Raw genomic sequence first — 25,633 nt, 5'->3', positions numbered from 1 at the left:
ACGGCAAAGCATTCTTGGATGCGCGCGGCGGCGCAACCCCCCTTCGCCCCGCGGCCCGCGCGCGGTGCGCCCCGTGGAAACGCGGTCGGCACGGCCCCTGCTCCGGCCGGCGCCGCAAACGTGGCCGCCCGGATCCTTCCGCCCGGGACCGCTGGATAAACGGTCGGCCCGATATTCGGGCTTGAAGCTTACCCGGAAGAGGATAGTTTCGCGTATGCACAGGGGAGCTCCGCGATGCCGGGGCTGAGATGCAGGGCGCAGGCCCTCGGACCCTTCAGCTGATCTGGGTAATGCCAGCGGAGCGAGGTGACCATGTTTTCCGGCGCACAGGTGTCATTGTATCCGATGTCCGACGATTTCGTCGGCATCATTCTCGGCGCGCTCGGGGCGCTCGATCCCTGGCGCGATCGGCTCCGGCTCGAGACCGACGACCTGTCGACCCTGATGGTCGGTCCGCCGGAGATCCTCTTTCCCGCGATGCGCGACCTCTTCGTGGCGGCCGCCGCGTCCGGCGCGCACACGACGATGCACGCCACGATCTCGCGCGGCTGTCCCGGAGAGCCCGACGACCCGATCTGCACCCCCGTCGCCGGGCCGCCCCCGGAGATGGACCTGCCCACGCGCATCGCCACCTGCCGCGAGGCGGTGGCCGCCGCGCCTGAAAGCACGCAGACGGTGGCGGCGCAGCTGTCGCTCTATCCGCTGGGCATCGGCCATCATATGGACGAGATCTACGGCTGCATCGCGTTCCTCAAAAGCTCGGGCACCTTCGACAGGTCGAAGAAATTCTGCACCGCGCTGCGCGGCGACGCAGGCCCCGTCTTCGAGACGCTGAACCAGGCCTTCACCGGCTTCGGGTCGGCGGCCGGGCATCTCGCGCTCGACGTGACCGTATCGGCGAATTCGCCAAGCGACCGCTGACCCTGCCGCCCGCGCGCGGCCGGCATCCCTTCGAAATCTTGTCCAAAAAAGGAGGCCGACATGGCTGAACAATCCGTCTGGACCATGCGCGAAACCCTGATCATCGCCGTTCTCGGCACCGTCTTCGGCGTGCTTTACCTGGGCTGGGTCCAGGTCTGGCTGGTCCTGCAGGCGATCTTCGGGGCCGTGACGATGGACGTGGTCATGGGCTTCTGGTTCATCGTCTCGATCATCGCGGCGGCGATCATCCGAAAGCCGGGGGTCGCGCTTGTCTCCGAAGTCATGGCCGCCGCCGTTCAGGTGCTTCTGGGCAGCCCGGCGGGGCTCTTGCTGCTGCTCACGGGCCTCGTGCAAGGCGCGGGGGCGGAAGCGGTCTTCGCGGCGACGCGCTGGCGGCGCTATTCCCTGCCGGTCCTGATGGCCGCGGGCATGGGGGCCGCCGTGTTCTCGTTCGTCTACACATGGATCCGGTTCGACTACGCAAGCCTGGCGCCCGGGCTGCTCGTCGCCATGTTCGTGCTTCGGCTGGCTTCGGGCGCCTTGCTGGGCGGCCTTCTGGGGCATGTCGTCGTCAAGGCGCTCTACCGCACGGGCGTCCTGTCGGGCCTCGCCATTGACCGGGACACCCGCGCCGCGAATGCCTGACGCGCTGGCCTACGAACGCGTCGCGCTGCGCTATCCCGGCGCGGCGTCCGACGCGGTCGGGCCCGTCTCGTTCTGCGTGCGACGTGGCGAACGGGTGCTTCTGCTCGGCCCGTCCGGCGCGGGAAAATCCTCGCTTCTGCACGCCGCGACCGGGCTTCTGCCCGAAGCGATCGACGGCATCCGCAGGGGCGAGATCCGCGTCGAGGGGCAGCCGGCGGACGCGCGGCGCCCGGCGGGCTGGGCCGATACCTGCGGCTATCTCTTTCAGGACGCCGCGCAGACGCTGGCCGGATTCACCGTGCGCGACGAGGTGGCCTTCGCCCTTGAGAACAGGGCGGTCGAGGCCGCGGATATCCCGGGGCTGGTCGCGAGAGCGATGGCCCGCGCCGGGCTGCCGACAGACTGGGCGGGACGGCGGATTTCCAACCTCTCCGGCGGGGAGCGTCAACTGGTGGCGCTTGCCGCGCTTCTCGCGCAGGACGCCGCGATCACGCTTGCCGACGAGCCCGCGGCAAGCCTCGCCCCCCAGGCGGCGCGGCGCATGACGGAGCTCGTTCTGGCGCGCGGCCGCACGGCCCTCGTGGTGGAGCACAAGCCGGGGCCGATCCTCGACCGGATCGACCGCTGCCTCGCGCTCGGCCGCGACGGCCGCATCATCGCCGAGGGCCCGCCCGCGGAGGTGCTTGTCGCGCAGGGCCCGGCGCTGGCCGACAACGGGATCGCCCTGCCGCTCGGCATCCGCTTGCACCTCGCCATGCCGGAGATCTTCGCCCCGGCAGCCGACCTGACCGACAGCCTGCGCGGCCTGGCGCCCGGACGCCGCCGCACGGAGGCCCTGCGCGCCGCCGTCCTGGCCGATCCGGTGCCGCCCGGCGAAACGCTCGTCGCGCTCCGGAACGCGGATTGCGCCCCGGCCTTCGGTCCCGTGGTGCTGCGGGACATCACGTTATCCCTGCGCGCCGGAGAGGTCCTCGCGATCCTGGGGGCCAATGGGGCCGGCAAATCCACGCTTGCCGCCTGCCTCGCAGGGCTGCTGCCCCCGCACGCGGGCCAACGGACCGGCCCGCCCGGCGCGGTGGCGTTCCAGAACCCCGAGGCGCATTTCAGCCGCGAGTCCGTTGCCGCCGAGATCACGGCGGCAACGGACTCTGCGACGGCCTCCGACATCCTGGCCCGTTGGGGCCTGACCCGCGTGGCGGGCCAGCACCCCTTCACCCTTTCGCAGGGTCAGAAACGGCGGCTGGCGCTGGCGCTTCTGACCGAAACCGGCCGCTGGCCGGTCCTGATCCTCGACGAGCCGACGGGCGGGCTCGACGGGGCTGCCGAGGCCGCGCTGGGGCGGCGGATCCGGGCGCTTGCCCGGGGCGGGTACGGGGTTGCCGTGATCACGCATGATCTCGATTTCGCCCTGTCGGTGGCGGACCGCGCGGTGCTCGTCGCGCAGGGTGCCCTGCGGTTCGACGGCGCATGTCCGGCCCTGTTGCGGGACGAGGCGCGGCTGGCGCAAGCGGGGCTCCTGCCGCCGGAGGCCGCGCCGCTGCTCGGCTGGCTGGAGACGGCATGCTGAACGGCTTTCATCCCCTGCCGAAGCTGGCGTTGTGCCTTGCCTGGATCGTGGCGTCCCTCCTCGTTTTCCGGCTCTCCTTCCAGATCGCACTTTTCGTGGCCGCGTCGGTCCTGCTTCTGGTCGACGCGCACATCCCGCCGCGGCGCCTTCTGGCGCTGATGGTGCCCTTCGCGCTTTTCGGGTTCGGGTTCTTCACGACATCGGTGCTGTTTCGCGCCGACACGGGCTTCGCCTTCCAGATGGCGCGGGAACAGGGCGGCGCGCCCGACGCGGCACCGGGGCTGGTGCTGTTCTTCCGGGTGCTGGCCTGCGGCATGGTCTCGGCCGTCTTCGCGGCGACGACGGATCCCGGCCGGTTCGTGCGCGCGCTGATGTTTCATCTGCGCCTGCCGGCGCCGATGGGTTTCGCCCTGCTGCAGGCCATGCACATGGTGCCGGACCTGCGCGCGGAGATGCTTCAGCTGCGCATGGCGCGCGCGATCCGGCTGGGCCGCCCGCTGCGGCGCATCGCGTCGCCCGCGGAAATCGGGGCGCTGGCCATCCCGGCCCTCGCCTACGCGATCCGGCGCGCGACCCGCGCCGCACTCTCCTTCGAGGCGCGCGGCATGCAGCCCGGCGCAACGAGAACCCACCTGCCGCAGCCTCCGATCACGGGACGGGACTGGACGCTGCTGGCGCTGGGCCTCGGCCTGCTTGTCGCTGCGCTGTCGGCCGTGGGCGCGGCGGGGCCGTGATCGTCGGACGGGTGGCCAGGAGGCCGCGTATCGTGCCCGACCTTTGCGAAAAGTCGGCGCCGCGGAGAGCGCCGGGAGGGAGAGGCGCACCGGACGACGGGGGCGTGACTTCGGCAATCCCGTGCCACCGCCGGGGTCCCGTTCGACGCCGATGATGCCGACCACCCCGTCGCGGATCATCCTCATGGTCTCTCGCCCGCACTTCGCCCGGGCGGGTGACGCCCCACCCCCCCCCCAGGCGCGCGGCGTTGGCCTTCCGGTCGAACGCGCCGCGATGGCAAGCGCCGCCCGGATCACGCCTCGTGCCATGGCCGCCCTGGCAGGCTGCCTCCGGCAGGCTTCAGCCTCGGCCCTCGCAAAGCGTTCCGAGTTGAAGCAGCCCCGCGCCGAAGACCGGGTCCGGGCCGGGCTCTCCCAGATCCGCCGCCATGACGCGCAACTTCGCTGCGATCTCGCGCGGGCGAAGCTCGGGGCGCCGCTCGCGCAGGATCGCGGCGGCGGCGGTGACGAACGGCACCGCGTAGGAGGTGCCCGTCTTCCAGCGCGCGCCGCTGATAGAGGCCGCCGTCCATACGGCGACCCCCGGCGCGGCAAGATCGACATGCGCGCCCTGGATCGCGCGGCGGTAGACCACGAGGTCGCGATCGACCGCGGTGACGGCGATCACCTCGGGATAGGCGGCGGGAAAGGCCGGGTCTGCCCGCGGCCCGTCATTGCCAACCGCGGCGACGAGGACGATCCCCGCCTCGCCCGAAAGCCGCGCGACGACGGTCTCGAGCACGGTGTTGGGCGGACCGGCGAGGCTGAGATTGATGACGCCGACATCGCGCTCGGCCAGAAGCGCCATCGCCTCGAGAAGGGTGAAGAGATCCGCGCGCTCGTCCGATCCGCGACGGTGAAACGCGTCCACCGCGACAAGCCGCGCCGAGGGCACGAGGCCGGGCGCGCGTGTGGCCGGATCGCCGACGAGAAGCGCCGCGATCGCCGTGCCGTGCAGGGCGCGCGAGGGCGCGATCTCCTCCGGCGACAGGCGCACGACCTCAAGGTCGGCGCCGACGAGCGTCTCGTGGGCCTCGTTGATGCCGGTGTCGACCATCCCGATCGCCACCCCGCCGCCGCAGCCCGCGGCCCGGTCGGCCGGCTCGGGCCAGTCGATCATCCGCCGGATCGGACATTCCAGCGCCTCGCAATCCTCGGGGAAGCCCTCGGACCGGTAGTAGTGATTGACGTCGGCGTCCTGGCCGCTTGGCAGCGCACGCACCGCGGCGCGGGCATCGGCCAGTGTCTGGCCGCGGGGGATGCGCAGCCGCCGCGGCGTCGCGTCGAGCCCGGGCACCGCAAGCTCCTCGATCACCTCGAAGCCCTGCGCGGTGAGCGTGGACAAATCGGCCATGGTGAGCGCGAGGGCGACGATCTCGTCCGGCGCCGAAAGGGGGGGCGGCGGGGCCGGCGCAGCGGGTGCGGCGGGGGCAGGTGCCGTGCGACGCGGCTCCGGCGCGGTGCGCTCGGGCTGACCGAGCAGGCGCTCCAGCAAGTTGCCACCGTCGCTCCCGGCGCTGCGCCCGCCGCCACCATCGTCGTCGTCGTCATCATCATCGTCGTCATCATCGTCGTCATCGCCCCGGCCGTCGTCGCCGCCATTGTCGTCGTCGTCGTCGCCCCGGCCGTCGTCGCCGCCATTGTCGTTGTCCCCGCCATCGTCGTTCCCGCCGTCGTCGTCGTCCGCCCAGGCCGCGCCGCCGGGCCCCCCGGTCGGGAAAAACGGGGGCGCCACGACAAGAAGACCGGCGAGAAAAAGCAGGGTGGCCGCGCGCAGCATCATGGCGATACTCTCCGTTTTTCTTGCGTCGCATGGAATACGTTCCCGATATCGTCGTATTCCGCAATGCTGCGCGGAAAGTTCTGGGGCGCGCCGGATGCTGGATGATTTCGAGACGGAGCTCGTCGCGGCGCTGCCGGTCCTGCGCCGCTACGCGCTGTCGCTCTGCCGGCGGCCGGACATGGCCGACGATCTCGTGCAGACCACGGTGGAACGCGCGGTCGAGGCGCGCGGCCGCGTCGAACCCGGGGCGCGGCTTCAGCCGTGGCTCTTTCGTATCCTGCGCAATGCCTGGATCGACACGGGGCGCCGGCAGGCCACCCGGGGCACGGAGATCGACGTGCACGCCACGCCCGAGGCCGCGGTCACCGACGGGGCGCGCGCGACGGAGGCGTCGCTGATGCTGACGCAGACCGTGGCCGCGCTGGAAACCCTGCCCGCCGATCAGCGGGACGTGATCGTCCTCGTCTGCTTCGAGGAGCTGACCTATGCCGAGGCGGCCGGGGTTCTGGGCGTTCCGGCGGGCACCGTGATGAGCCGCCTGGCGCGCGGACGCGTCGCGCTGGCCCGGAAGATGGGAATAGATCGCGCCGCCGACGCGTAGGTCCGTCGAAGAAAAGGAAAGAGCCCATGGCAACGCATGACCTCTCCGACGAGACCCTGATGGCCTACGCGGACGGGGCGCTCGACGCGGACACCGCCGCCGCGGTCGAGAGGGCCGCGTCGGAGGACGAGACCGTGGCGCAGCGCATCGCGCTTTTCCGCGCGACGGGCGATGTGCTTGCCACGGCCCGCGCCGCCCGCCCCGCGGAGCCGGTGTCCGAAACGCTGATGGCGCGGGTGCGGGCGACGCTCGACGCGGCCCGCGACACGCGCGTCACGCCGTTTGCCCGACCCGCCGGCCGGGGTGCGGCCAGCGGGCTGCCCTGGGCGCCCATGGCGCTCGCGGCGAGCCTGGCGCTCGCGGTCGGGCTGGCCACGGGCCTGACGCTGCGGCCGGATACCGCGCCGGATGCCGCGCGGGGGCTCGCCGCGCTCGAGGCGGGCGGGATCGCCAGGGCGCTGTCGCGGCTCGAGGCCGGGGCGGCGGCGCGCGTGGCGGCAGGCGAGGTTTCGGTGATCTCGTCCTTCCGCATGCCCCACGGCGCGCTTTGCCGCGAATTCGAACTCGACACGGAGCGCGACGCCACGATCGCCGTCGCCTGCGCCGAGGGTGCGGCGTGGAACCTGCGTTTCGCAGCCTCGACCGGCGCTGGCGCGGACAGTGGGCAGAGCTACGCGCCCGCCGGCGCGCTCGAGGCGCTGGACGCATGGATGGTGTCGGTCGAAGCCGGTGCGCCGCTGCCGCCGGAGGAGGAGCGGGCCGCGCTGTCGGCGCTGGAGGACTGACAGCCTCGCGCCGGCCGGTCCGGGCGCCCACGGCGCCCTTGCCACGGCGCATCAGCTTGCATCACGACCGAAAGACCGGTGCGACGGGGCCGGTCGGCATGTTGCGCATGTTCGGGTGCCGGAACGGGGCTGTCGCCCGGCGTTCGGTCCATGCGCGGGAAAACCCGAGGGACAAGGCGCTCGGCGCACGCACGGAGCGGGAACGAAAAGGGCCGGCCCGCATGCCGGGCCGGCCCCACCTCGGTCGCGATGCTATCGCTCAGTCGTCATCGTCGTTGTCGTCGCCGTCGCCCCCGTCGTCATCGTCATCGCGGTCGCCACCGTCATCGTCGTCGTCATCGCGGTCGCCGCCGTCATCGTCATCATCGTCGCGATCACCGTCATCGTCATCGTCGTCGAGATCACCGTCATCATCATCATCATCGTCGTCGTCATCGTCATCGTCATCATCGTCATCGTCGTCGTCATCATCGTCGTCATTCATGCCACGCACGTCATCGCGCGAGAGGTCCTGTCCGCCGTTGCGGTCCAGGAACCGCGTCGCCGCGGCCGCGCCGAAGCGGCTTTCAAGCTCCTCGAAGGACAGAAGGCCGTCCCCGTTGGTATCGATATCCGAAAAGCGCGCCTGCGCTCCCGCGGTCGTGCTCGTCATGAGAAGCGCGACGGTGCCGAGAGCCGCGAAGGTGAATCTGAAGGTCATTGCAGGATCTCCGTGATTTGAGGTGTGGTTCGATCGAACCGGTCGGGTCGCGCTCTGCACGCGGCAGAAGCCGCCGACCGCGCCGGCGAAGGCCCGGACGGGCGCGCGCCCGTCGAGGAGTGCACGGGATGGCCCGGCGCGGCGGGATCGACGACCGTCGTGAACGATGTTCGGTCCTTCATTCTTGCGCTCCCGCCACCTGGCCCCGTGCGCTGGGCCTCGGAAGGGTTTACGAACCGTGGCCGTCATCTATTCCCGGGACGGGACGGATTTCTTCCCCGCCGCGATCGGTGCGCGACCGGCCAGCCGCAACCACGCCCGCCGTCCGCGCACGAGCCACGGATAAACCAGGGCGGCCCTGCGCGGCTTGCCGAAGAGCCAGCGCTGCACCCAGTTGCCGAGCCCGCCCTCGCCGGACAGCAGGGCGAGCAGGTGAACCGCCTCGACCCCGTGATATCGCTTCCCCTGCCAAAGCACGACCATGCCCTCGTCGAGATCGAGCCCCGCGGCGAGCGCCTCGCCGACGCGCGGATCCCCGGACCGGGCATCGACCAGTTCCACCTGGCCCACCGTCGCGCGAAGCCGCGCCATGCGGACATAAGACGCGCAGAACGGGCACGCGCCGTCGTAGAGGATGGTCAGCGGATCGGCCGTCATGGCGGGGTCCTTCATTTCATGGCTTCATGGAATACGCAGCCGCTTGGATCGTATTCCGAAAGCATGGGAAAAACCGGAGACGGACGGATGCCGACACGCCTGCCGCACGCAGCCACCCTCGCCCAGGCGCTCGCGCGCCCGGTTCCCGCGCTCTCGCTCGCCGCGTTCCGGATCGCGCTGGGGGCCATGCTGGTCTGGGATTGCTGGCGTTTCATCAAGTACGACCGGATATGGCGCTACTGGGTCGCGCCGGACTACCATTTCGCCTATCCCGGTTTCGGCTGGGTGCAGCCCCTGCCGGAGCCGTGGATCCACGTCGCGTGGCTGGCGATGGGCGTCTTCGCGCTGCTCGTCATGCTGGGCCTGTTCTACCGCGTGGCGATCATCGCGCTGACCGTGACGTTCAGCTACTTCTTCCTGCTCGACAAGGCGGAATACCTCAACCACTTCTACCTCGTCATCCTGTTCCTGCTGATCATGTGCGTCCTTCCCGCGCATCGGGCCCTGTCGCTCGACGCGCGCCTCTTTACGGGCGTGCGCGCGACGCATGTGCCCTATGCCGCGGTGTTCATCCTGCGCGCGCAGATGGAGATCATGCTGATCTATGCGGGCCTCGTGAAGCTGACGCCCGACTGGCTGGCGGGAGAGCCGCTTGGGCTGTGGCTTCGCGCGCAGGCGGACGATCACTGGTTCGGTTTCCTTTTCCAGTACGATTGGGTGATCCTCGCGGGCACATGGGGCGCCGTCGCGCTCCACATCGTCGGCGCGCCGCTGCTCCTGTGGGAAAGGACCCGGCTTGCCGTCTTCCTCGTCTACTGCGTGTTCCATGCCGCGAACGCCCTCTTCTTCAACATCGGGATCTTTCCCTGGCTGACGATCGCGGCGACGACGATCTTCTTCGCGCCGGACTGGCCGCGCCAGTTCGCGCGCTGGCTGCTCCTGCGCTTCGAGGAACTGCCGCCCCATGTGCCGCCACCCGCGCCGGCCATGCGCGCCCTGCCGGCCGCGGCCCTCGTGGCGATGGCCGGCTGGCTTGCGGTGCAGGTCGCGCTGCCGCTGCGCGCAGGCGCCCTTCCCACCGAGGTGCGCTGGTCGGGGGACGGGCACCGCTTTTCCTGGCGGATGCGGATCTACGACCGGGACGCCGAGGGCGTGTTCCACGTGACGTCCGGCACCGAGACGTGGGAGGTCGACGCACGCGATTACCTCTCCCGGCGGCAGGCGCGCAAGATGATTGTGCGCTCCGACATGGTGCACGCCTTCGCCGGTCATCTGGAAGAGATCTGGCGACAGGCCGGCCACAGCGACGTCGCGGTCCGCGCGGAGATCCGCAAGTCGCTCAACGGCCGCCCGCCGCAGCTATTCATCGATCCCGACGTGGACCTGACCGCGGTGCCTCTGGGCTACCTTCGCGCCGACCCATGGGTCCTTCCGCTGCGCGAACCGGTCTGGGGCGTGGCCGACAACGGCTTGCCGGATCCGGTCATCGACCTTTCCCTTGCAACGGACGCTCCGGCCCTCGCGGTCGGCCCTGCGCGCGCCACGCGCGCGGAGCGCCCGCCGCAATGATGCCCGCGGCAGCCGGCTTCGGAAGACGCCGCCGCGAACGGACCCGCGCGCCTTGGTCCGGGCCAAGGCGTCGCCGCGCGATCGCGACGACGCGGCACGGCGTTCGGCCGGTGGCGGCTTCTCCGCTCGCGCGGAAACGGCAGGCGCCCCGATTCCGCGGATCGGCGGACGGCTGGGCGACGCCGCTGCCCGGTTCGAAGCTCCCCCGCCTCGCCGACGCGTCGCGCCCGGCGGTCGAAGACGGGCTGGACTTTCCGGGGCGTCCGGTTACTTGCACGGATCGGGGTCTGCGAGGCAATATCATGGACATCACCATCCTCGATGGCGGAATGGGGCAGGAGCTGGTGCGCCGCGCGGGCTGCGCGACACCGCTCTGGTCCACGCAGGCGCTGCTGGACGAGCCCGATCTGGTGCGCGGCGTGCATCGCGATTTCTTCGCGGCGGGTGCAGAGGTCGCGACCGCGGACACATACGCCCTTCTGCCAGACCGGCTTGCGCCGCACGACCTTGCCGAGCGCCTCGAGGAACTGATCGATATCGCCTGCGCGATCGCCGCCGAGGCGCGTGACGCGGCCGGCCGCGGGCTGGTCGCCGGATCGCTGGGGCCGCTCGGCTTCTCGTACCGCCCGGACCTTGCCCCGCCGGTCGAGCGCGCGGCGGAGATCTACGCGCATGTCGCCGCGCGCCAGGCGCGGGTGGTCGACGTCCTCCTGCTCGAGACGATGTCTTCGGTCGACGAGGCGCGCGGCGCGCTCATGGGTGCGCGAACCGCCGGCAAACCCGTCTGGCTGGCGCTGAGCGTCATGGACGAGGACGGCACGCGCCTTCGTTCCGGCGAAGCCTTGTCCGATATCGCGCCGCTCCTGCCCGAATACCGCCCGGAGCGGGTGATGCTGAACTGTTCGCGTCCCGAGGCAGTGTCCCGCGGATTGCCGATCCTCGCGGGCCTCGGCCTGCCCTTCGGCGCCTACGCCAACGGGTTCACGCAAATCGATCCACGGTTCGACCGGATCGGCGCGACCACGGACCTGCTGACGGCGCGCGAGGATGTCGGGCCGGAACGATACGCGGACTTCGCAGCCGAATGGGTCGAAGCCGGCGCCTCGACGATCGGCGGGTGCTGCGAAATCGGGCCCGCGCATATCGCGGAACTCTCCCGGCGGCTCAAGAGCGGGTGCCCCGACGCTTCATCCTGAGACGATCGCGGCCGCGCCCGGCGTCAAAGCGGCGGCAGACCGGGAGATCTTATGGGTCACAGCACGCCGGACTGCGCGGCGATGATCGCGCTCGCGGCCCTTTCGGCCGATGCCAGGGCCCCCTCCATCAATCCGCCCATCTCGGGTGCGGTCTCGGTCACGGCGAAATGAAGCCGGCCGCCCCAGAGGTCCGTCGCTCCGGCGGGCAGGCCGTAGGCGGGGTGGCCTTGCGGGGGAACGTGATCCTGCCCGGTCGCGGCGAGGGGGTCGAACGCCCAGTCCTTCAGCGACGTCAGCACCGGCGACGCCGCGGCGGAACCGAAGATGCGCGAAAGCTGGCCAAGCGCGGCGTCCTCGATCTGCCGGGCATTCTCGAACCGTTGGGCCGCGGGAACGCCCAGGAATCCGAAAAGCGCGGCAGGGCGTCCGTCAGCGCCCGAGGCGTCGTGGATTTCCGCGAGCGGGCCGTGGCGGCTCATCGCGTCACCGGACAGGCCCGCCTCGCGCCAGAAAGGGCGATCGTAGACCGCGACGAACTTGCCATGCCCTGCCATCCAGGTGGGAATGGCGTCGAGGCGGTGCAGCACGTCCCCGGGCAGACCGGGCTCGAAACGAAGACCCGCGGCAAGGCGCGGCGGCAGCGCCAGCACCACGTGGCGCGCCATCACGCGCCGCCCGTCGGCCAGCACGATCCCGGCGTCCCGTTCGACACCGCGAACCGGGCTGTCGAGGTGCAGACGGTCCGCAGGCAAGCGCGCCACCAGCCCGTCGATCACGGCGACCGTGCCGCCGTCGATGCGCAAGGCGCCCTGCATCGACGCGAAGCCCGCCCCGCGATGCACGCGGCCCCGCGCGTCCTCGAGGCAGATCTCGCCCTCCGAATGCTGGGGAAAGGCCCGAAGGCCGAGATCCGCTATCAGTTGCGCAAGGCGCGGCTGACCCGGCCAGAACCAGGACGGGCCGAGGTCCACGCGGCCACCGGGCGCGTCGAGCGCCGCGATGCGGCCGCCGAACCTCTGTCCCGCCTCGAAAACACGGAACGCGATACCGGCGTGCGCCAGCCGCGCGGCGAGCGCCACTCCGGAAAGACCGCCGCCGACGATGGCGACCGTCGTGTCGAGGCTTTCGGCGTCACGCATGGACGCGCCTCCGCCGGCCCGGCCGAGGCCCCCGGTCGCTGCCGGGGCGCTCCGCCCCGGGCACGCTCGTCCTGGTCATCATGCCTCGCGCGCCTCCTCGACCCGGTCTTGCCGGACCGTATCCGCCGGGGAGCGGGAAATACCAGCCGACTTTCCGCGCGACCAAGCCGGTCTTCGGCCCGGCACGTCGAACCTGAAGAGGTCTGCGAAAGAGGATCGCGCTCTTGCCCGGCCCCGGAGAGATCGCGGGAGCCCCGGGCCGCGACGGGTCGGGCCGGACAGGTCAGGAAGGCTCCGCCGACAGGGCCCGGGCGGCGGCCCGTCCGCAGGATCGCCCCTACGCCCCCCGGCGACGGGGGCGCGACATGCATCGGCGGCGTTCACGCCGGCCGTGTCCCCGGGAATGAGGCGCGCGGCGTGGGCCGCGCGGTCCATCGCATGACCGGCCCGGAGGGCGCATCGAGCCTCTTGGCCTTCGCTTGCGATCTGCCGCCCGAGGCCCGCTCGGCCCGGGTGATCGCCGCCGCTCGGGACGCCACACTCGCGCTTCATGACGGCACGCCCGGCACGGATGACGCGGTCCGGCTCGCGGCCCGGGTTCCGCGGCAGGAGGCGGGACGCGTCAGCGCGAAGGAGGTGCCGCCCGGCCGGGGCACCGGTCGGTCCGGTTCTTCGAGCACCTTGGCGCGGGCGCGCGGCGGCCCGGGTTGACCTCGGGCTCAGGTTGGTTATGTAGCGTGCAGTTGTGGCGCAAGACAGGCGCCCACGCCAGACGGATGCCGATCACGCGCCGAACCGCCATCACGAAAGGCGGTGCATCCGAATTGGGCTTCATGGCGCGGCAAAACGATCTCGACGCTTGGGGCGATCACATGCGCCCCCCGACACCGGCGCTGACCGCGCCGCGGTCGCGCGTCCTTGGCACGTTTCGGCGCAGCCGCGCCGATGCCGGTCTGCGGGAGACGGTACCGATTGTCCCGCGACGAGACGACTCAAATGTTACGCAACCACTCCGAAGGGAGAGAAGCGATGAAAAAGCTGACACTTGCAATGGCCGCAGGGGCGCTGAGCGTTCCGGCGATGGCCCACGCCGAATGCGGCGAGGTGTCGATCACCGAGATGAACTGGGCGTCCGGACAGGTTGTCACGAGCGTCGCATCGTTCATCATGGGTCAGGGCTATGGCTGCGACGTGAGCGTCGTGCAGTCCGACACCATCCCGGCCGTCACCTCGGTGGCCGAGAACGGCGAGCCCGACATCGTGACCGAGCTCTGGCTCAACTCGACCGGCGACACCTACGACGAGCTCAAGCAGGCCGGCAAGGTCGTCGAGGCCGGCCCCGTGCTCGATCCCGGCGGTGTCGAGGGCTGGTGGATTCCCACCTACCTGGCCGAGGCGCATCCCGAACTGACCACCATCGAGGGCATTCTCGAGAACCCGGAGCTGGTCGACGCACGCTTCTACAACTGTCCCGAAGGCTGGGGCTGCCGCGTGGTGAGCGACAATCTCGCGCGTGCGCTCGACCTAGAGGGCAACGGCTTCGAGGTGTTCAACTCCGGGTCCGGGCAGGTGCTCGCCTCGTCGATGGCCGACGCCGTGCTGAACGAGGAGCCGTGGCTGGGCTATTACTGGGGACCGACCGTGCCGCTGGGCAAGTACGACATGACCAAGGTCGATCTCGGCCCGGTCAAGGAAGACGTGCACGCGCGTAACCAGAACGCCGACGCCGACAATCCCGGCGTCTCGGACTTTCCGGCCGCGCCGGTCGCCACCGCCGTGACGGCCACCTTCCAGCAGGAAAACCCGGAGGTTTTCGAGTTCCTGCAGAACATGACCTTCAAGACCGCGGACATGAGTTCGGTGCTGGCCTGGAAGGACGAGAACAACGCCTCGGCGGATGAGGCGGCGGTCTACTACCTGACCAACTACCAGGATCAGTGGGCAAACTGGCTGAACGACGAGGCGCGGGCGAATCTCGCCAACATCCTCGACCAGAGCTGATGCGCTGAAACGCGGCGGGGCCGGTCAGGGATCGGCCCCGCCTTTTTTGCGCCGGGCCCCTCGATGAAACGGCGCATGGGAGCAAGGTCACCATGGCAACATATGATTTCGTTTTCCGGGCCCTCGGGCTCGAGGAGTGGTGCGCGGCCGATGGCGGCGACGCAGCCCCGATGTCGATGGACGCGCTTGTCGCCCAAAGCTCGGGCGAAGAGGCGTCGACATCCATCTGGACCCTTCCATTCCCCTCGATGGACGCGCTGAACGAGGCCTGTCCTGCGTTTCCCCAGTCGCGCAACGTCACGCTCGGCCTGGAGCAGGGCTTTCTGGACGTGAAGGACTCCATGAGCGTCGTGCTCGATCCGATCACGCAACCCTTGTCCTGGCTGCTCGAAGGGGCGCTCTACGGCATTCTCAACACGCCCTGGTGGATCGTCATCCCGCTCCTGATGCTCGTCGTCTGGATGGTGTCGAGATCCTGGAGGCTTCTGGCCTTCGTGGCGCTCAGCCTCGGCGGGCTCGCCTTCATCGACTACTACAGCTACGCCATGCAGACGCTGGCGATCATCTTCGTCTGCGCGTTTCTCTGCGTGCTTCTGGGCGTGCCGATCGGGATAGCGATGTCGCGCTCCGACCGACTGCGCGGGGCGACGATCCCGGTCCTCGACATGCTTCAGACGCTTCCGCCCTTCGTCTATCTCATCCCGCTCATCTTCCTCTTTTCGGTGACAGAGCCCAAGCTCTACGGCATCGCCATCATCCTTTACGCCATCGTCCCGGTCATCCGGCTGACCGATCTTGGCATCCGCATGGTGGACCCGTCCGTGATCGAGGCGGCCGACGCCTTCGGCATGACCAACCGGCAGAAGCTTTACGGTGTGCAGATCCCGCTGGCGCTGCCGAACATCATGGCGGGCGTGAACCAGACCATCATGATGAGCCTCGCGATGGTGGTGATCGCCTCGCTGGTCTCCGCGCCGGGCCTCGGCGTGCTGGTGCTGCGGGGGATCAACAACCTGGAGCTTGGCGTGGGCCTCGTTTCCGGGCTTGGCATCGTGCTTCTGGCGGTGATGCTCGACCGGACGACGAAGGCGGCGCTGGACCGTGTCAACGCCGCGAGCGCGGCACAGCAGAAATCATGAGCGGGGCGGAGCACATGGACAAGAACGTCAAGATCTCGATCCGCCACCTCTACAAGATCTTCGGGGCCGACCCCGAGGGCGCGCTGGAACATGTCCGCGCCGGCGTCGGAAAACCCGAGCTGTGGGAGGACTACGGCCACGTCCTCGGCCTTGAGGATATCAACGTCGACATCCGGGACGGGGACATCACGGTGATCATGGGGCTGTCGGGGTCGGGGAAATCCACGCTCATCCGGCACCTCAACCGGCTGATCGAACCCACGGCGGGCGAGATCCTCCTCGACGGCGAGGATGTGCTCGCCCATGACGAGCGGGCCCTGCGCGCCCTCCGGCGCCAGAAGATGTCGATGGTGTTCCAGCACTTCGCGCTCTTGCCGCACCGAACGGTGCTGGAGAATACGGGCATGGCCCGGGCGGTCCGCGGCGAGCGCCACGCGGAGTACGAGCAGGACGCCCTGAAATGGCTCGATCGCGTGGGGCTCGGCGGCCAGGGCGGGCAATATCCCCACCAGCTTTCCGGCGGGATGCAGCAGCGGGTCGGCCTTGCCCGCGCGCTCGCCTCGGATTCCCCGATCATGCTGATGGACGAGGCGTTTTCAGCCCTCGATCCGCTCATACGCACCGACATGCAGAACCTGCTGCTCGACCTGCAGGAGGAGTTGCGGAAGACGGTCGTGTTCATCAGCCACGACCTCGACGAGGCGCTGAAACTCGCCGATCACCTTGTTATCCTGAAGGATGGCCGCGTGGTGCAGCAGGGCGAGCCGCAGAACATCCTGCTTCACCCCAACGACCCCTACATCGTGGATTTCATCAGCGACATCAATCGCGCGCGGGTGCTGCGCGTGCGCTCGGTGATGACCGCCAGCAAGGCGCCCGAGGGGCCGTTCGCCGGAGACGTCGATCCCGACGACACGCTGGAATCGGTGATCGCGATCTCGGGCGGGGACACGCAAGTCAGGTACCGTGTCACGCGCGACGGCGAGCCGATCGGCGTGCTGCACATGAAGGATCTCGTGCGCGCCCTGGTGCCCACCAACGGCGCCGATGACGGGATGCGCGCCCGCGCCGTCTGAGGCCACCGGCAGCGCACGCCACCAGGTCGGAACGGCGCTCGCCGGCCGACGGCGGGGCTCCTGCCCGGCGTCCCCGACATCGTGACCGCGTGCCTGGCCGGCTCGCCGGGCCGGTCAGCGGGCGCCCAGCGGTCCGTCTCTCGCGGACGAGTTGACAACCGACCTCCGCCTCGCCGAGCGTAGCGCCAACCCGGGCCACAGGACCGCGGACCCCCATGCGCAACGCGACATATGCGACGGCACTCACCCTGATGTTCGGCTGGCTCCTGTGGGTCGGCCGCCCCGTGCTCGTCCCGGTGATCGCGGCGGTCATCTCCGTCTACGTCCTGTCCACCGCCGCCGCGACCATGCAGTCGCTTCCGGTGGTCGGTCGCCTCCCGGCCATGGCCCGCCGCGGCATCGTGCTGCTGGCCTTCGCGGTGGGGCTCGTCTCGCTCTTCGTTCTCGTCATCAACAACCTCGCCCAGGTCGCCGCGGCGCTTCCCCGCTACGAATCCAACCTCGACGCGCTGGTGACGCGCAGCGCCAGCCTTCTCGGTATCGAGAACGAGCCGACCTGGGAAAACATGCGGCGCGTGACGCTCGACCAGGTCGACATGCGGACGTGGATCACCCCGGCGCTGCTCTCGCTCAGAGGCTTCGGCACGACGCTGTTCCTCGTCGTGCTCTACGCGAGCTTCTTCATGGCGGAACGCGGCGTGATGGCCCGGAAGGTCGTCATCGCGATGGGCGGGGCAGAGGCCGGAGAGCGGGCGCTTTCCCTGCTGGCCCGGATCAACGACCGCATCGGCCGCTACCTCTTCGTCAAGACCGTGGTGAACATCATCCTCGGCGGCGCCTCTTTCGCGATCATGCTGCTTCTGGGGATCGAGTTCGCGCTCTTCTGGGCGGTGCTGATCGCGTTCCTCAACTATATCCCGTATATCGGGTCGCTCATCGGCGTGATCTTTCCGGTGCTGCTCAGCCTCGCCCAGTTCGGCACGCTGTGGATGGCGAGCGTCGTCCTGGTGGCCCTGACCACGGCCCAGATCGTCGTCGGCGCCTATCTGGAGCCGCGCATGATGGGCCGGGCCTTCAATCTGAGCCCCTTCGTCGTCCTCCTCGCGCTGGCGGTCTGGAGCACGCTCTGGGGCCTGCCCGGCGCGCTTCTGGCCGTGCCGATGACGGCAAGCCTCGTTCTCGTGCTTTCGGAGATACGAGCCACGCGACCGATCGCCGTGATGCTGTCGGCGAGCGGAAAGGTCTGACGCGCGGGTCAGCGATGGCCCGGTCCCGGCCTGCCAAGGCGGGCCGCACACCGGCCGCTTCCGAAGCGCATCGCGGACCCACAGATGCGGCGACGGAACGTTGCGGCCCCTGAACCTGGTTGGTGCCCGCGGCGAGACTCGAACTCGCACGGCCTTTCGGCCTGGGGATTTTAAGTCCCCTGTGTCTACCATTCCACCACGCGGGCATGCCCGCGTGACCCTAACGGGCCGGTCCGGGGAACGGAAGGCGGCGTCAGAGTTCCTCGCCTTTCAGAAGCGACCGTTCCGGCAGCCACGGGTTGATCGCGAGCGCCGCGCGCAGAACGGCCTGCGCCTCGGCCTCGCGTCCCAGCGCGTTGAGGGTCAGCGCCTTGCCCGAAAGCGCGCCGAGATGGGTCGGCGCCCGTTCGAGGGCGGCGTCGAGGTCGGCAAGCGCCGCGGCGAAATCCTGGTCGAGATAATGGACGAAGGCGCGCTGGTTCCAGCCCTCGGCGTAATGCGGGCAGTACTCGATCAGCCGGTCGAACTCCGCCCGCGCGCCGAGAAGGTTCCACGACGCGCGCATCCCCATGCCGCGGTCCAGCACCGCCTGTGCCGCCTCGTCTGGCGCGTCGGTGTAAAGCTCCCAGGCCCGGTCGTTGAGCGGCTGCGCGGTCGCCGGGTCGGGCGCCTCCTGCATCCGCTCGTAGAGCGCGGCGAGTTCCCTCTCGTGGTCCGGGACCGGCGGGCACGCGGCGCGCGCGGGCGCCGCGGCGGCGACCGCGGCCAGAAGAAGAGACAGGGTCAGAATACGCATCCCCTAAAACATCGCCCGGACCGGCGGCTGCGATCAAGTCACATCCGCGACATAACCCTCCTTCACCGCCTGCATCGCCATGTAGGTCGACGTGCTCGCGACATGCGGCAGGGTCGAGATGCGCTCTGCCAGGACTTCACGATAGGCGCGCATGTCGGGCGTGCGCACCTTCAGCAGGTAGTCGAAATTTCCCGCGATCAGGTGCGCCTGCTCGATTTCGGGCGTGGCCGCCACCGCAGCGTTGAAGGCGGCGAGCGCGGCCTCGCGCGTGTCGTCGAGGCGGACCTCCACGAAGGCGACATGCTCGAGCCCCAGCCGGATCGGATCGAGGATCGCGCGGTAGCCGCGTATCACGCCGCTGTCCTCCAGCCTGCGCAGCCGGGCCTGGGTGGGCGATTTCGACAGCCCGATGCGGCGGGCGAGCTCGGTGACGCTCACACGGCCGTCGCGCGCGAGCTCGTCGAGAATCGCGCGATCGAAACGATCGAGGCCCAGTTGATCGGGTGACTTCATTCAGACCTCGAGTTTGGTCGCTCCGCCTGCCAAATCCCAACTTATCAGGAAATCCGCCCGCCGCCACGCTGATATGCTTCACGGCGACAAGGAGGATCCCAAGCCATGCCCCGTGACGCCGCAGACCTGCGCGCCGCCATCGACGCGGCGACCTATGCCGACGAAGGCGAGACGATCGCCCGCCTCGCCGAAGAGGCGCGACTGACCAAGGACGACCGCGCGCGGATCAGCGACCGCGCCGCGGGTCTGGTGCGCGAGATCCGGTCCTCCACGCATCCGGGCCTGATGGAGGTGTTCCTCGCCGAATACGGGCTTTCGACGGAAGAGGGCATCGCGCTCATGTGTCTTGCCGAGGCGCTTCTGCGTGTGCCCGACGCCGAAACCATCGACGCGCTGATCGAGGACAAGATCGCGCCCTCGGACTGGGGCCGGCACATGGGCCGCTCCACCTCCACGCTGGTCAACGCCTCGACCTGGGCGCTGCTGCTCACGGGGCGCGTGCTCCGGGAAGACGCGCAGCCTGGGCCCGTCGCGGCGCTGCGCGGCGCGGTGCGGCGACTGGGCGAGCCGGTGATCCGCACCGCCGTCGGCCGCGCCATGCGAGAGATGGGCCGGCAATTCGTCCTGGGCGAGACGATCGAGAGCGCGATGCGCCGCGCCGCGGAACAGGAAGCGAAGGGATATACCTACTCCTACGACATGCTTGGCGAGGCCGCGCGCACGGACGCCGACGCGCTGCGCTATCACCGCGCCTACTCGGACGCCATCGCCGCGATCGGCGGCGCGGCGAAGGGTGACGTCCGGGACAACCCGGGCATCTCGGTCAAGCTCTCCGCGCTCTCGCCGCGCTACGAGGTGGCGCAGCAGGCGCGCGTCATGGAGGAGCTCGCCCCGCGCTTTCTCGACCTCGCGCAGCAGGCGAAGGCCGCGGGCATCGGGCTCAACATCGACGCCGAGGAGGCGGATCGCCTCTCGCTTTCGCTCGACGTGATCGAGGCGGTGTTGGCCGAGCCCTCGCTCGCCGGTTGGGACGGCTTCGGCGTGGTGGTGCAGGCCTACGGGCAGCGTGCGGCGCCCCTGCTCGACTGGCTGCACGATCTCGCGGAACGGCACGACCGCCGCCTGATGGTCCGGCTGGTGAAGGGCGCCTACTGGGACACCGAGATCAAGGCGGCACAGGTGGACGGCATCGACGCCTTCCCCGTCTTCACGTCGAAGGCCGCGACCGACATTTCCTATCTCGCGAACGCGCGGAAGCTGCTCGGGATGACCGACCGGATCTACCCGCAATTCGCCACCCACAACGCCCACACGGTCGAGGCGATCCTCGACATGGGCAACGACCGCAACGCCTTCGAGTTCCAGCGCCTGCACGGCATGGGCGAGACGCTCCACGGGATCGTCAAGGCGAAGTCGGGCGCGCGCTGCCGCATCTATGCGCCGGTGGGCGCGCATCGCGACCTGCTGGCCTACCTCGTCCGCCGCCTGCTCGAGAACGGGGCGAATTCGAGTTTCGTGAACCAGATCGTGGACGAGAGCGTGCCGCCGGAAGACGTCGCGCGCGATCCCTTCGACGTGCTGGCCGAAGGCGGTCGCCGCATCCCGACGGGCGCGGAGATCTTCCTGCCGGAGCGGCGGAACTCCCGGGGCTTCGACCTCGCCCACCGGCCGACGCTCGACGCGATCGAGGCCGCGCGCGGCCCCTTCGCGGACCATGTCTGGGACGCCGCGCCGCTCTTGGCGGGCGCGGCCGCGCCGCAGGCGCCGGAAGAGACGCGCAACCCGGCCCGGCCCGCGGATCTCGTGGGCCGCGTCAGCTGGGCGAGCCCGGCGGACGCGGACACCGCGCTTGCCGCCGCGCGCGCCTGGGACGCGCCCGCCGCCGAGCGCCGTTTGGTGCTGGAACGTGCGGCGGACCTGTACGAGGCGCATTACGGAGAGCTTTTCGCGCTCTGCGCGCGGGAGGCCGGCAAGTCCCTCAAGGACAGCGTGGCGGAGCTGCGCGAAGCGGTGGACTTCCTGCGCTACTATGCGGCGAACGCGCCCGAGGCCGATCCCGTGGGCCGCTTCGTCTGCATCTCGCCCTGGAACTTTCCGCTCGCGATCTTCACCGGCCAGGTCTCGGCCGCGCTCGCCGCTGGCAACGCCGTGCTGGCAAAGCCGGCCGAACAATCGCCCCTAATCGCCCATCGCGCGGTGCAGCTGCTGCACGAGGCGGGCGTCCCCCGCGCCGCGCTTCAGCTTCTGCCGGGGGCGGGCGACATCGGCGCGGCGCTGACCTCGGACGCGCGCACCGACGGCGTGGCCTTCACCGGGGGGACCGACACGGCGCGACTGATCCGCAGCGCCATGGCGGAACACCTCGCGCCGGGCGCGCCGCTCGTCGCCGAGACGGGCGGGCTCAACGCGATGATCGTCGACTCCACCGCGCTGCCGGAACAGGCGGTGGCCGACATCGTGGAAAGCGCGTTCCAGTCCGCGGGCCAGCGCTGTTCGGCGCTTCGGTGCCTCTACGTGCAGGAGGACATCGCCGAGGAGTTCACCACGATGCTCACCGGCGCGATGGACGCGCTCGCCATGGGGGATCCCTGGGCGCTGTCCACCGATGTGGGGCCGGTGATCGATGCGGATGCCCACAAGAGCATCTCGGACTATGTCGCGGCCGCGAAAGAGGAAGGGCGACTTGTCCACAGCATCGCGGCGCCGTCGGGCGGCCATTTCGTGGCCCCGGCGCTTATCCGGGTGACGGGCATCGCGGATCTCGAGCGCGAGGTCTTCGGGCCGGTGCTGCACATCGCCACCTTCCGCGCCGAGGAGATCGACGCCGTGATCGCGGCGATCAACGCCACGGGCTACGGGCTCACCTTCGGCCTCCAGACCCGGATCGACGACCGCGTGCAGCATGTCTGCGACCGGGTCCATGCCGGCAACATCTACGTGAACCGCAACCAGATCGGCGCCATCGTCGGCAGCCAGCCCTTCGGCGGCGAGGGGCTTTCGGGCACCGGGCCGAAAGCGGGCGGGCCGCACTACCTCGCGCGCTTCTGCCGGCATCCCGCGCCCGACACGGCCGGCGACTGGGAGGCCGCGATGGAGGTCGCGGACATCGAGGCGGCGATCACCTCTGCGAGGCCGGGTGCTGCGGAACGGAGGCTCTCCCTCCCCGGCCCCACCGGCGAGTCGAACCGGCTTTCGATCCTGCCCGGGGCGCCCGCGCTTTGCGCCGGCCCCGGAGCCGAGGCCGTCCGGGCACAGGCCGAGGCCGTGCAAGCGCTTGGCGGCCGTCCGGTCGAGGCCGCGGGCCATCTCGATCCCGCCGCGCTGACGACGCTGCACGAGGTCTCCTGCGTTCTGTGGTGGGGCGACGCCGAGACGGCCCGGGCCATGGACCGCGCGTTGGCCGCGCGGGAGGGGCCGCTCGTGCCGCTGGTGAAAGGGCTGCCGGACACCGGCCATGTCTGCGACGAGCGCCATGTCTGCGTCGACACGACCGCAGCGGGCGGAAACGCCGCGTTGCTCTCCGGCGCGGCTTGACGCGACCGGGGGCAGCGCTCAGCTTAGCGCCATGTTTCCGATCCGCGATCACAACCCGTCGGGGCGCGTGCCCTATGTGACCTTCGCCCTGATGGCGGTGAACATCGTGGTGTTCCTGAGCTACGTCCAACTTTTCGCGGACGGGCGCGCGATCAACCTGTTCTTCTTCGACTGGGCGCTGACACCCGCGCGCCTGGCCCAGGGCGAAGCGTTGCACACGCTCGTGACGTCGATGTTCCTTCACGGCGGGTTCATGCACCTGGCCGGGAACATGCTCTTTCTCTTCATCTTCGGCGACAACCTGGAGGACGAGATGGGCCATGGCGGCTTTCTCGCCTTCTATCTCGCCTCGGGCATCGGCGCGGCGCTCGCGCAGGCGTTCTCGGCACCGTTGTCCGAGGTGCCGATGGTCGGCGCCTCGGGCGCGATCGCCGGCGTGATGGGGGGCTACCTTCTGTTGTTCCCGAAGGCGCGGGTCGACGTCCTCGTGATCCTCGTGGTGATCTTCAAGGTGCTGCCGGTGCCCGCCTGGCTCATGCTGGGCGTCTGGTTCGCGCTTCAGCTCTTCAGCGGGATCGGCGCGGACGCGGCGGCGGGCGGGGTGGCCTACTGGGCGCATGCCGGCGGTTTCGTCGCGGGCCTCGCGCTTGCCCTGCCGCTCTGGCTCAAGCTGGGCGGACCGGCCTACTGGACCCGCACCCATGGCGAGCCGCCGCATCCCGCCGCGACCTACCGCACGCGCCGCACCCATATCCCGCGTGCCGGGCGGCGGCGCATGAAGCCATGGATCAATCGCCGCGAATGATCCGGGAGAACCCTTCGAAAAGGTCACCGTTGGCGGCGATGATCTCACCCGTCTCCAGCGGGTCGGCGCCGTCGCGCAGCGGCCCGACGAGCCCCCCCGCCTCGGTCACGATAAGGCTTCCCGCGGCGACATCCCAGATCTGCAACTCGCGTTCCCAGAACCCCTCGTAGCGGCCCGAGGCGACGTAGGCCAGATCGAGCGCGGCCGCGCCCCAGCGCCGCACGCCCGCGCATTCCGGCATCAGCCGGGCGAGATCCTGCAAGGTGGCCGGCAGGGTGCGCTTCGCGCCGAACGGCACCCCCGTGGCGAAAAGCGCCTCGGACATCCGCGCCCGCCCCGACACGCGGAGGCGGCGGCTGTCGTTCATCCAGGCGCCCTGCCCCTTCTCGGCGTAGTAGAGCTCGTCCTTGGCGGCGTCGAAGACGACCGCCGCCACGATCTGCTTCTTGTGCTCGAGCGCGATGGAAATCGCCCAGTGCGGCAGGCCGTGCAGGAAGTTCGTCGTGCCGTCGAGCGGATCGACGATCCAGCGCCGGGTCGGATCGGCGCCCGGCGTCTCGCCACCCTCCTCGGCAAGCCAGCCGTAGTTCGGCCGCGCGCCCAGCAGTTCCTCCTTCAGGATCGCCTCGGCCGCGAGGTCGGCTCGCGTGACGAAATCGCCCGCGCCCTTGCGCGACACCTGAAGGTTCTCGACCTCGCGGAAATCCTTGACCAGGGACCGGCCCGCCTTGCGCGCCGCCTTGATCATGATGTTGAGGTTGGCGCTGCCCTGCATGCTCCCGGCTCCTCTGGATCAGGCCGGGCGTATACGCGCAGGCGCGGGGAATGCCAAGGCCGGCCGGCGCCTCGGGAAGGGCGTTTTCCGTGGGCGTCAGGCCGGGTCACCCGCGCGGTCGAGACGCGCCGCCCGCACCGACCTTCCGGCCGGGTGGCACCTGATCTTCCCGTGGCGCGCGAGGTGCGGCCCCGCGATGCGGGGCACGGGCACCGCGTCGTCAGCCGAAGGCGCGCAGAACCGCCACCCCGGCCCAGGCGGAGACCGCCGTGAGCGCCGTGCCCCATGTCAGGTCCACCGCGACGAGGGTCCAGTGCCAGTCGCGCAGCACGGCGTAGTTGGTGAATTCGTAAGTGCCATAGGCCACGAAGCCCAGCACCGCCCCGCCCACGAGCGCCTGCATCGGGTCGCCCGCGCGCAGGGCCGGCACCGAGACCAGGTAAAGAAGCCCCGCGACATAGGCGAGGTAGAACACCGCGGCCGGCCCCATCCGCAGCGGCTCGGCCATGATCGCGCCGATCCGTCCCTCGAAGAGCGGGCGCAGCACCATGTTGAGCATGAGCGCGTCGAGCACGAGGAAGACCCCCGCCGTGGCAAGGTAGAGAAGTGCGATCTGCATGGGCGCCGGTCCTTCAATCGTTTCAGGAGAATACGGGAGCCGACGCCCGCCGGATCGTTATCGCTTGTCCGCCAGTTTCCCGAACTCGTGATCGAGGCGCGCGCGCATCTTCTTGGCGGCGCCGCGCACCGCGGATTCGATGTCGGTATCGTCGTGATTGGCGCCGAAGGGGCGCAGGCCCTCGGGCCGCGCCTCCAGCGTGGCGCGGATGTCCACGCCGCCCTTGTCGGCGTTGAGATCCTTGATGTGCACCTCGACGCGGCTCAGGCGCGACGCCACCGGGCCCAGGGCCTGCGTCACCAGACGCTCCACGACTTCCTTGACGCGGTCGTCGCCCTGAAGATGGTTGTCGGTGTTGAGCTGGATCTGCATCGGGTTCTCCTGGCTTGCGGGCGGCTCAGCCGCGGTTGATCTGCATTTGCCGGTTTCGGCCATCCGTGTCGATCCCTCCGAAAATGATCGCGCTCGGCATCTCGGAAAAGACCGCGCGCGCGGGGACGTCGCCGTCGATCCCGCCCTCGATCGTCAGGAAGCTCCAGCCCCCGTCGGACGACAGCGCCGCGGGCGCTTCAGGCAGGCCGGGCGTGCCGTCCTCACCGGGACCGAAACCCGCCACCCGGTCGGCTTCGTCCACCGGCACGCCGATGGCCGCGCGGTCGAGACGCCCTTCCTTCGGCCAGAAGGTGAGGGACAGATCGCCGTCGCGCGGCGGCGTGAATTCGAAGGGCTGGTCGTCGCTCATGGGGAAGCCTCCTGTTGTCAGGGCAAAGGCTAGCAGGGCGATGCGGCGGG

At 70.1% G+C, this 25,633-nt stretch carries 25 protein-coding genes, 1 tRNA gene and 1 riboswitch; of the genes, 15 read left to right on the top strand and 11 right to left on the bottom strand.

Features of this window, described 5'->3' with window-relative positions; all coding sequences use genetic code 11:
- Positions 1-210: 210 nt before the first annotated feature.
- Positions 211-322, top strand: a riboswitch (TPP riboswitch).
- The 4 genes from AB6A69_RS05005 (at position 313) to AB6A69_RS04990 (ending at position 3,867) form a co-directional block, all read left to right on the top strand.
- Complete coding sequence (locus tag AB6A69_RS05005) at positions 313-921, top strand: YkoF family thiamine/hydroxymethylpyrimidine-binding protein (RefSeq protein WP_371060043.1); 609 nt, start codon at positions 313-315, stop codon at positions 919-921. Its footprint overlaps the riboswitch before it by 10 nt.
- A gap of 60 nt (positions 922-981) precedes the next feature.
- A complete protein-coding gene (locus AB6A69_RS05000; protein WP_371059959.1) occupies positions 982-1,566 on the top strand; it encodes an ECF transporter S component in 585 nt (194 codons plus the stop codon).
- Positions 1,559-3,133 carry an ABC transporter ATP-binding protein gene (locus AB6A69_RS04995; RefSeq protein ID WP_371059958.1) on the top strand — a complete coding sequence of 525 codons (1,575 nt, stop codon included), beginning with the start codon at positions 1,559-1,561 and terminating at the stop codon, positions 3,131-3,133. Before AB6A69_RS05000 ends, AB6A69_RS04995 begins: the two co-directional genes overlap by 8 nt.
- On the top strand, positions 3,127-3,867 hold the full coding sequence (locus AB6A69_RS04990; protein ID WP_371059957.1) for an energy-coupling factor transporter transmembrane protein EcfT: 741 nt from the start codon (positions 3,127-3,129) through the stop codon (positions 3,865-3,867). The genes AB6A69_RS04995 and AB6A69_RS04990 overlap by 7 nt, the downstream gene beginning before the upstream one ends.
- Positions 3,868-4,207: 340 nt before the next feature.
- On the opposite strand, the gene AB6A69_RS04985 is transcribed toward AB6A69_RS04990, so the two are convergent.
- Positions 4,208-5,689: a S8 family serine peptidase gene (locus AB6A69_RS04985; protein ID WP_371059956.1), complete on the bottom strand. Its 1,482-nt coding sequence runs from the start codon at positions 5,687-5,689 to the stop codon at positions 4,208-4,210.
- Between the two features lie 94 nt (positions 5,690-5,783).
- Here AB6A69_RS04985 and AB6A69_RS04980 point away from each other — a divergent pair, with 94 nt between their 5' ends.
- Both AB6A69_RS04980 and AB6A69_RS04975 read left to right on the top strand, forming a co-directional pair.
- Positions 5,784-6,290 (top strand): RNA polymerase sigma factor, encoded by a 507-nt coding sequence (locus AB6A69_RS04980; protein WP_371036844.1) that lies wholly within the window; start codon positions 5,784-5,786, stop codon positions 6,288-6,290.
- Between the two features lie 26 nt (positions 6,291-6,316).
- Positions 6,317-7,075: an anti-sigma factor gene (locus tag AB6A69_RS04975; protein WP_371059955.1), complete on the top strand. Its 759-nt coding sequence runs from the start codon at positions 6,317-6,319 to the stop codon at positions 7,073-7,075.
- A 259-nt stretch (positions 7,076-7,334) separates the two neighbouring features.
- On the opposite strand, the gene AB6A69_RS04970 is transcribed toward AB6A69_RS04975, so the two are convergent.
- Both AB6A69_RS04970 and AB6A69_RS04965 read right to left on the bottom strand, forming a co-directional pair.
- On the bottom strand, positions 7,335-8,024 hold the full coding sequence (locus AB6A69_RS04970; protein WP_371059954.1) for an EF-hand domain-containing protein: 690 nt from the start codon (positions 8,022-8,024) through the stop codon (positions 7,335-7,337).
- Positions 8,025-8,432 (bottom strand): thiol-disulfide oxidoreductase DCC family protein, encoded by a 408-nt coding sequence (locus tag AB6A69_RS04965; protein WP_371059953.1) that lies wholly within the window; start codon positions 8,430-8,432, stop codon positions 8,025-8,027. It lies immediately after the preceding gene.
- A gap of 87 nt (positions 8,433-8,519) precedes the next feature.
- Between AB6A69_RS04965 and AB6A69_RS04960 the strand changes: the two genes are divergently transcribed.
- Positions 8,520-10,001 (top strand): HTTM domain-containing protein, encoded by a 1,482-nt coding sequence (locus AB6A69_RS04960; protein ID WP_371059952.1) that lies wholly within the window; start codon positions 8,520-8,522, stop codon positions 9,999-10,001.
- A 302-nt stretch (positions 10,002-10,303) separates the two neighbouring features.
- Positions 10,304-11,197 (top strand): homocysteine S-methyltransferase family protein, encoded by an 894-nt coding sequence (locus tag AB6A69_RS04955; RefSeq protein ID WP_371059951.1) that lies wholly within the window; start codon positions 10,304-10,306, stop codon positions 11,195-11,197.
- Positions 11,198-11,253: 56 nt separating this feature from the next.
- On the opposite strand, the gene AB6A69_RS04950 is transcribed toward AB6A69_RS04955, so the two are convergent.
- Entirely contained in the window at positions 11,254-12,336 is a 1,083-nt protein-coding gene (locus tag AB6A69_RS04950) for a flavin monoamine oxidase family protein (RefSeq protein ID WP_371059950.1), read from the bottom strand.
- 438 nt (positions 12,337-12,774) lie between these two features.
- Between AB6A69_RS04950 and AB6A69_RS04945 the strand changes: the two genes are divergently transcribed.
- From AB6A69_RS04945 to AB6A69_RS04925, 5 genes are all read left to right on the top strand, one after another.
- Entirely contained in the window at positions 12,775-13,047 is a 273-nt protein-coding gene (locus AB6A69_RS04945) for a hypothetical protein (RefSeq protein ID WP_371059949.1), read from the top strand.
- 318 nt (positions 13,048-13,365) lie between these two features.
- Positions 13,366-14,337 carry an ABC transporter substrate-binding protein gene (locus AB6A69_RS04940; protein ID WP_371036851.1) on the top strand — a complete coding sequence of 324 codons (972 nt, stop codon included), beginning with the start codon at positions 13,366-13,368 and terminating at the stop codon, positions 14,335-14,337.
- A 92-nt stretch (positions 14,338-14,429) separates the two neighbouring features.
- On the top strand, positions 14,430-15,476 hold the full coding sequence (locus AB6A69_RS04935) for an ABC transporter permease (RefSeq protein WP_371036852.1): 1,047 nt from the start codon (positions 14,430-14,432) through the stop codon (positions 15,474-15,476).
- 14 nt (positions 15,477-15,490) lie between these two features.
- Positions 15,491-16,552, top strand: a complete 1,062-nt coding sequence (locus tag AB6A69_RS04930; protein ID WP_371037237.1) for a glycine betaine/L-proline ABC transporter ATP-binding protein — start codon at positions 15,491-15,493, stop codon at positions 16,550-16,552.
- 215 nt (positions 16,553-16,767) lie between these two features.
- Positions 16,768-17,799 (top strand): AI-2E family transporter, encoded by a 1,032-nt coding sequence (locus AB6A69_RS04925; RefSeq protein ID WP_371059948.1) that lies wholly within the window; start codon positions 16,768-16,770, stop codon positions 17,797-17,799.
- A 120-nt stretch (positions 17,800-17,919) separates the two neighbouring features.
- Here the strand turns inward: AB6A69_RS04925 and AB6A69_RS04920 are convergent.
- The 3 genes from AB6A69_RS04920 to AB6A69_RS04910 form a co-directional block, all read right to left on the bottom strand.
- Positions 17,920-18,005, bottom strand: a tRNA-Leu gene (locus AB6A69_RS04920).
- A gap of 47 nt (positions 18,006-18,052) precedes the next feature.
- Entirely contained in the window at positions 18,053-18,595 is a 543-nt protein-coding gene (locus AB6A69_RS04915) for a hypothetical protein (RefSeq protein ID WP_371059947.1), read from the bottom strand.
- A gap of 33 nt (positions 18,596-18,628) precedes the next feature.
- A complete protein-coding gene (locus AB6A69_RS04910; protein WP_371056053.1) occupies positions 18,629-19,108 on the bottom strand; it encodes an Lrp/AsnC family transcriptional regulator in 480 nt (159 codons plus the stop codon).
- 105 nt (positions 19,109-19,213) lie between these two features.
- On the opposite strand from AB6A69_RS04910, the gene putA reads away from it, so the two are divergent.
- The gene (gene putA, locus AB6A69_RS04905; protein WP_371059946.1) at positions 19,214-22,642 is read left to right on the top strand and encodes a bifunctional proline dehydrogenase/L-glutamate gamma-semialdehyde dehydrogenase PutA; all 3,429 of its coding nucleotides are present in this window, start codon (positions 19,214-19,216) and stop codon (positions 22,640-22,642) included.
- 31 nt (positions 22,643-22,673) lie between these two features.
- Positions 22,674-23,447: a rhomboid family intramembrane serine protease gene (locus AB6A69_RS04900; RefSeq protein WP_371059945.1), complete on the top strand. Its 774-nt coding sequence runs from the start codon at positions 22,674-22,676 to the stop codon at positions 23,445-23,447.
- On the opposite strand, the gene AB6A69_RS04895 is transcribed toward AB6A69_RS04900, so the two are convergent.
- The 4 genes from AB6A69_RS04895 to AB6A69_RS04880 form a co-directional block, all read right to left on the bottom strand.
- Entirely contained in the window at positions 23,431-24,222 is a 792-nt protein-coding gene (locus AB6A69_RS04895) for an inositol monophosphatase family protein (protein WP_371059944.1), read from the bottom strand. The genes AB6A69_RS04900 and AB6A69_RS04895 overlap by 17 nt on opposite strands.
- A gap of 220 nt (positions 24,223-24,442) precedes the next feature.
- Positions 24,443-24,841, bottom strand: a complete 399-nt coding sequence (locus tag AB6A69_RS04890; protein WP_371036859.1) for a DUF2177 family protein — start codon at positions 24,839-24,841, stop codon at positions 24,443-24,445.
- Between the two features lie 57 nt (positions 24,842-24,898).
- Positions 24,899-25,213 (bottom strand): HPF/RaiA family ribosome-associated protein, encoded by a 315-nt coding sequence (locus AB6A69_RS04885; RefSeq protein WP_371036860.1) that lies wholly within the window; start codon positions 25,211-25,213, stop codon positions 24,899-24,901.
- A gap of 25 nt (positions 25,214-25,238) precedes the next feature.
- The gene (locus AB6A69_RS04880) at positions 25,239-25,583 is read right to left on the bottom strand and encodes a hypothetical protein (RefSeq protein ID WP_371059943.1); all 345 of its coding nucleotides are present in this window, start codon (positions 25,581-25,583) and stop codon (positions 25,239-25,241) included.
- Positions 25,584-25,633 lie beyond the last annotated feature (50 nt).

Origin of the sequence: Rhodosalinus sp. 5P4 (assembly GCF_041365695.1) — a bacterium.
GTDB lineage: Bacteria > Pseudomonadota > Alphaproteobacteria > Rhodobacterales > Rhodobacteraceae > Rhodosalinus.
Note: the sequence above shows the minus strand (reverse complement) of the source record. Positions and strands in the feature narration are given on the sequence as shown.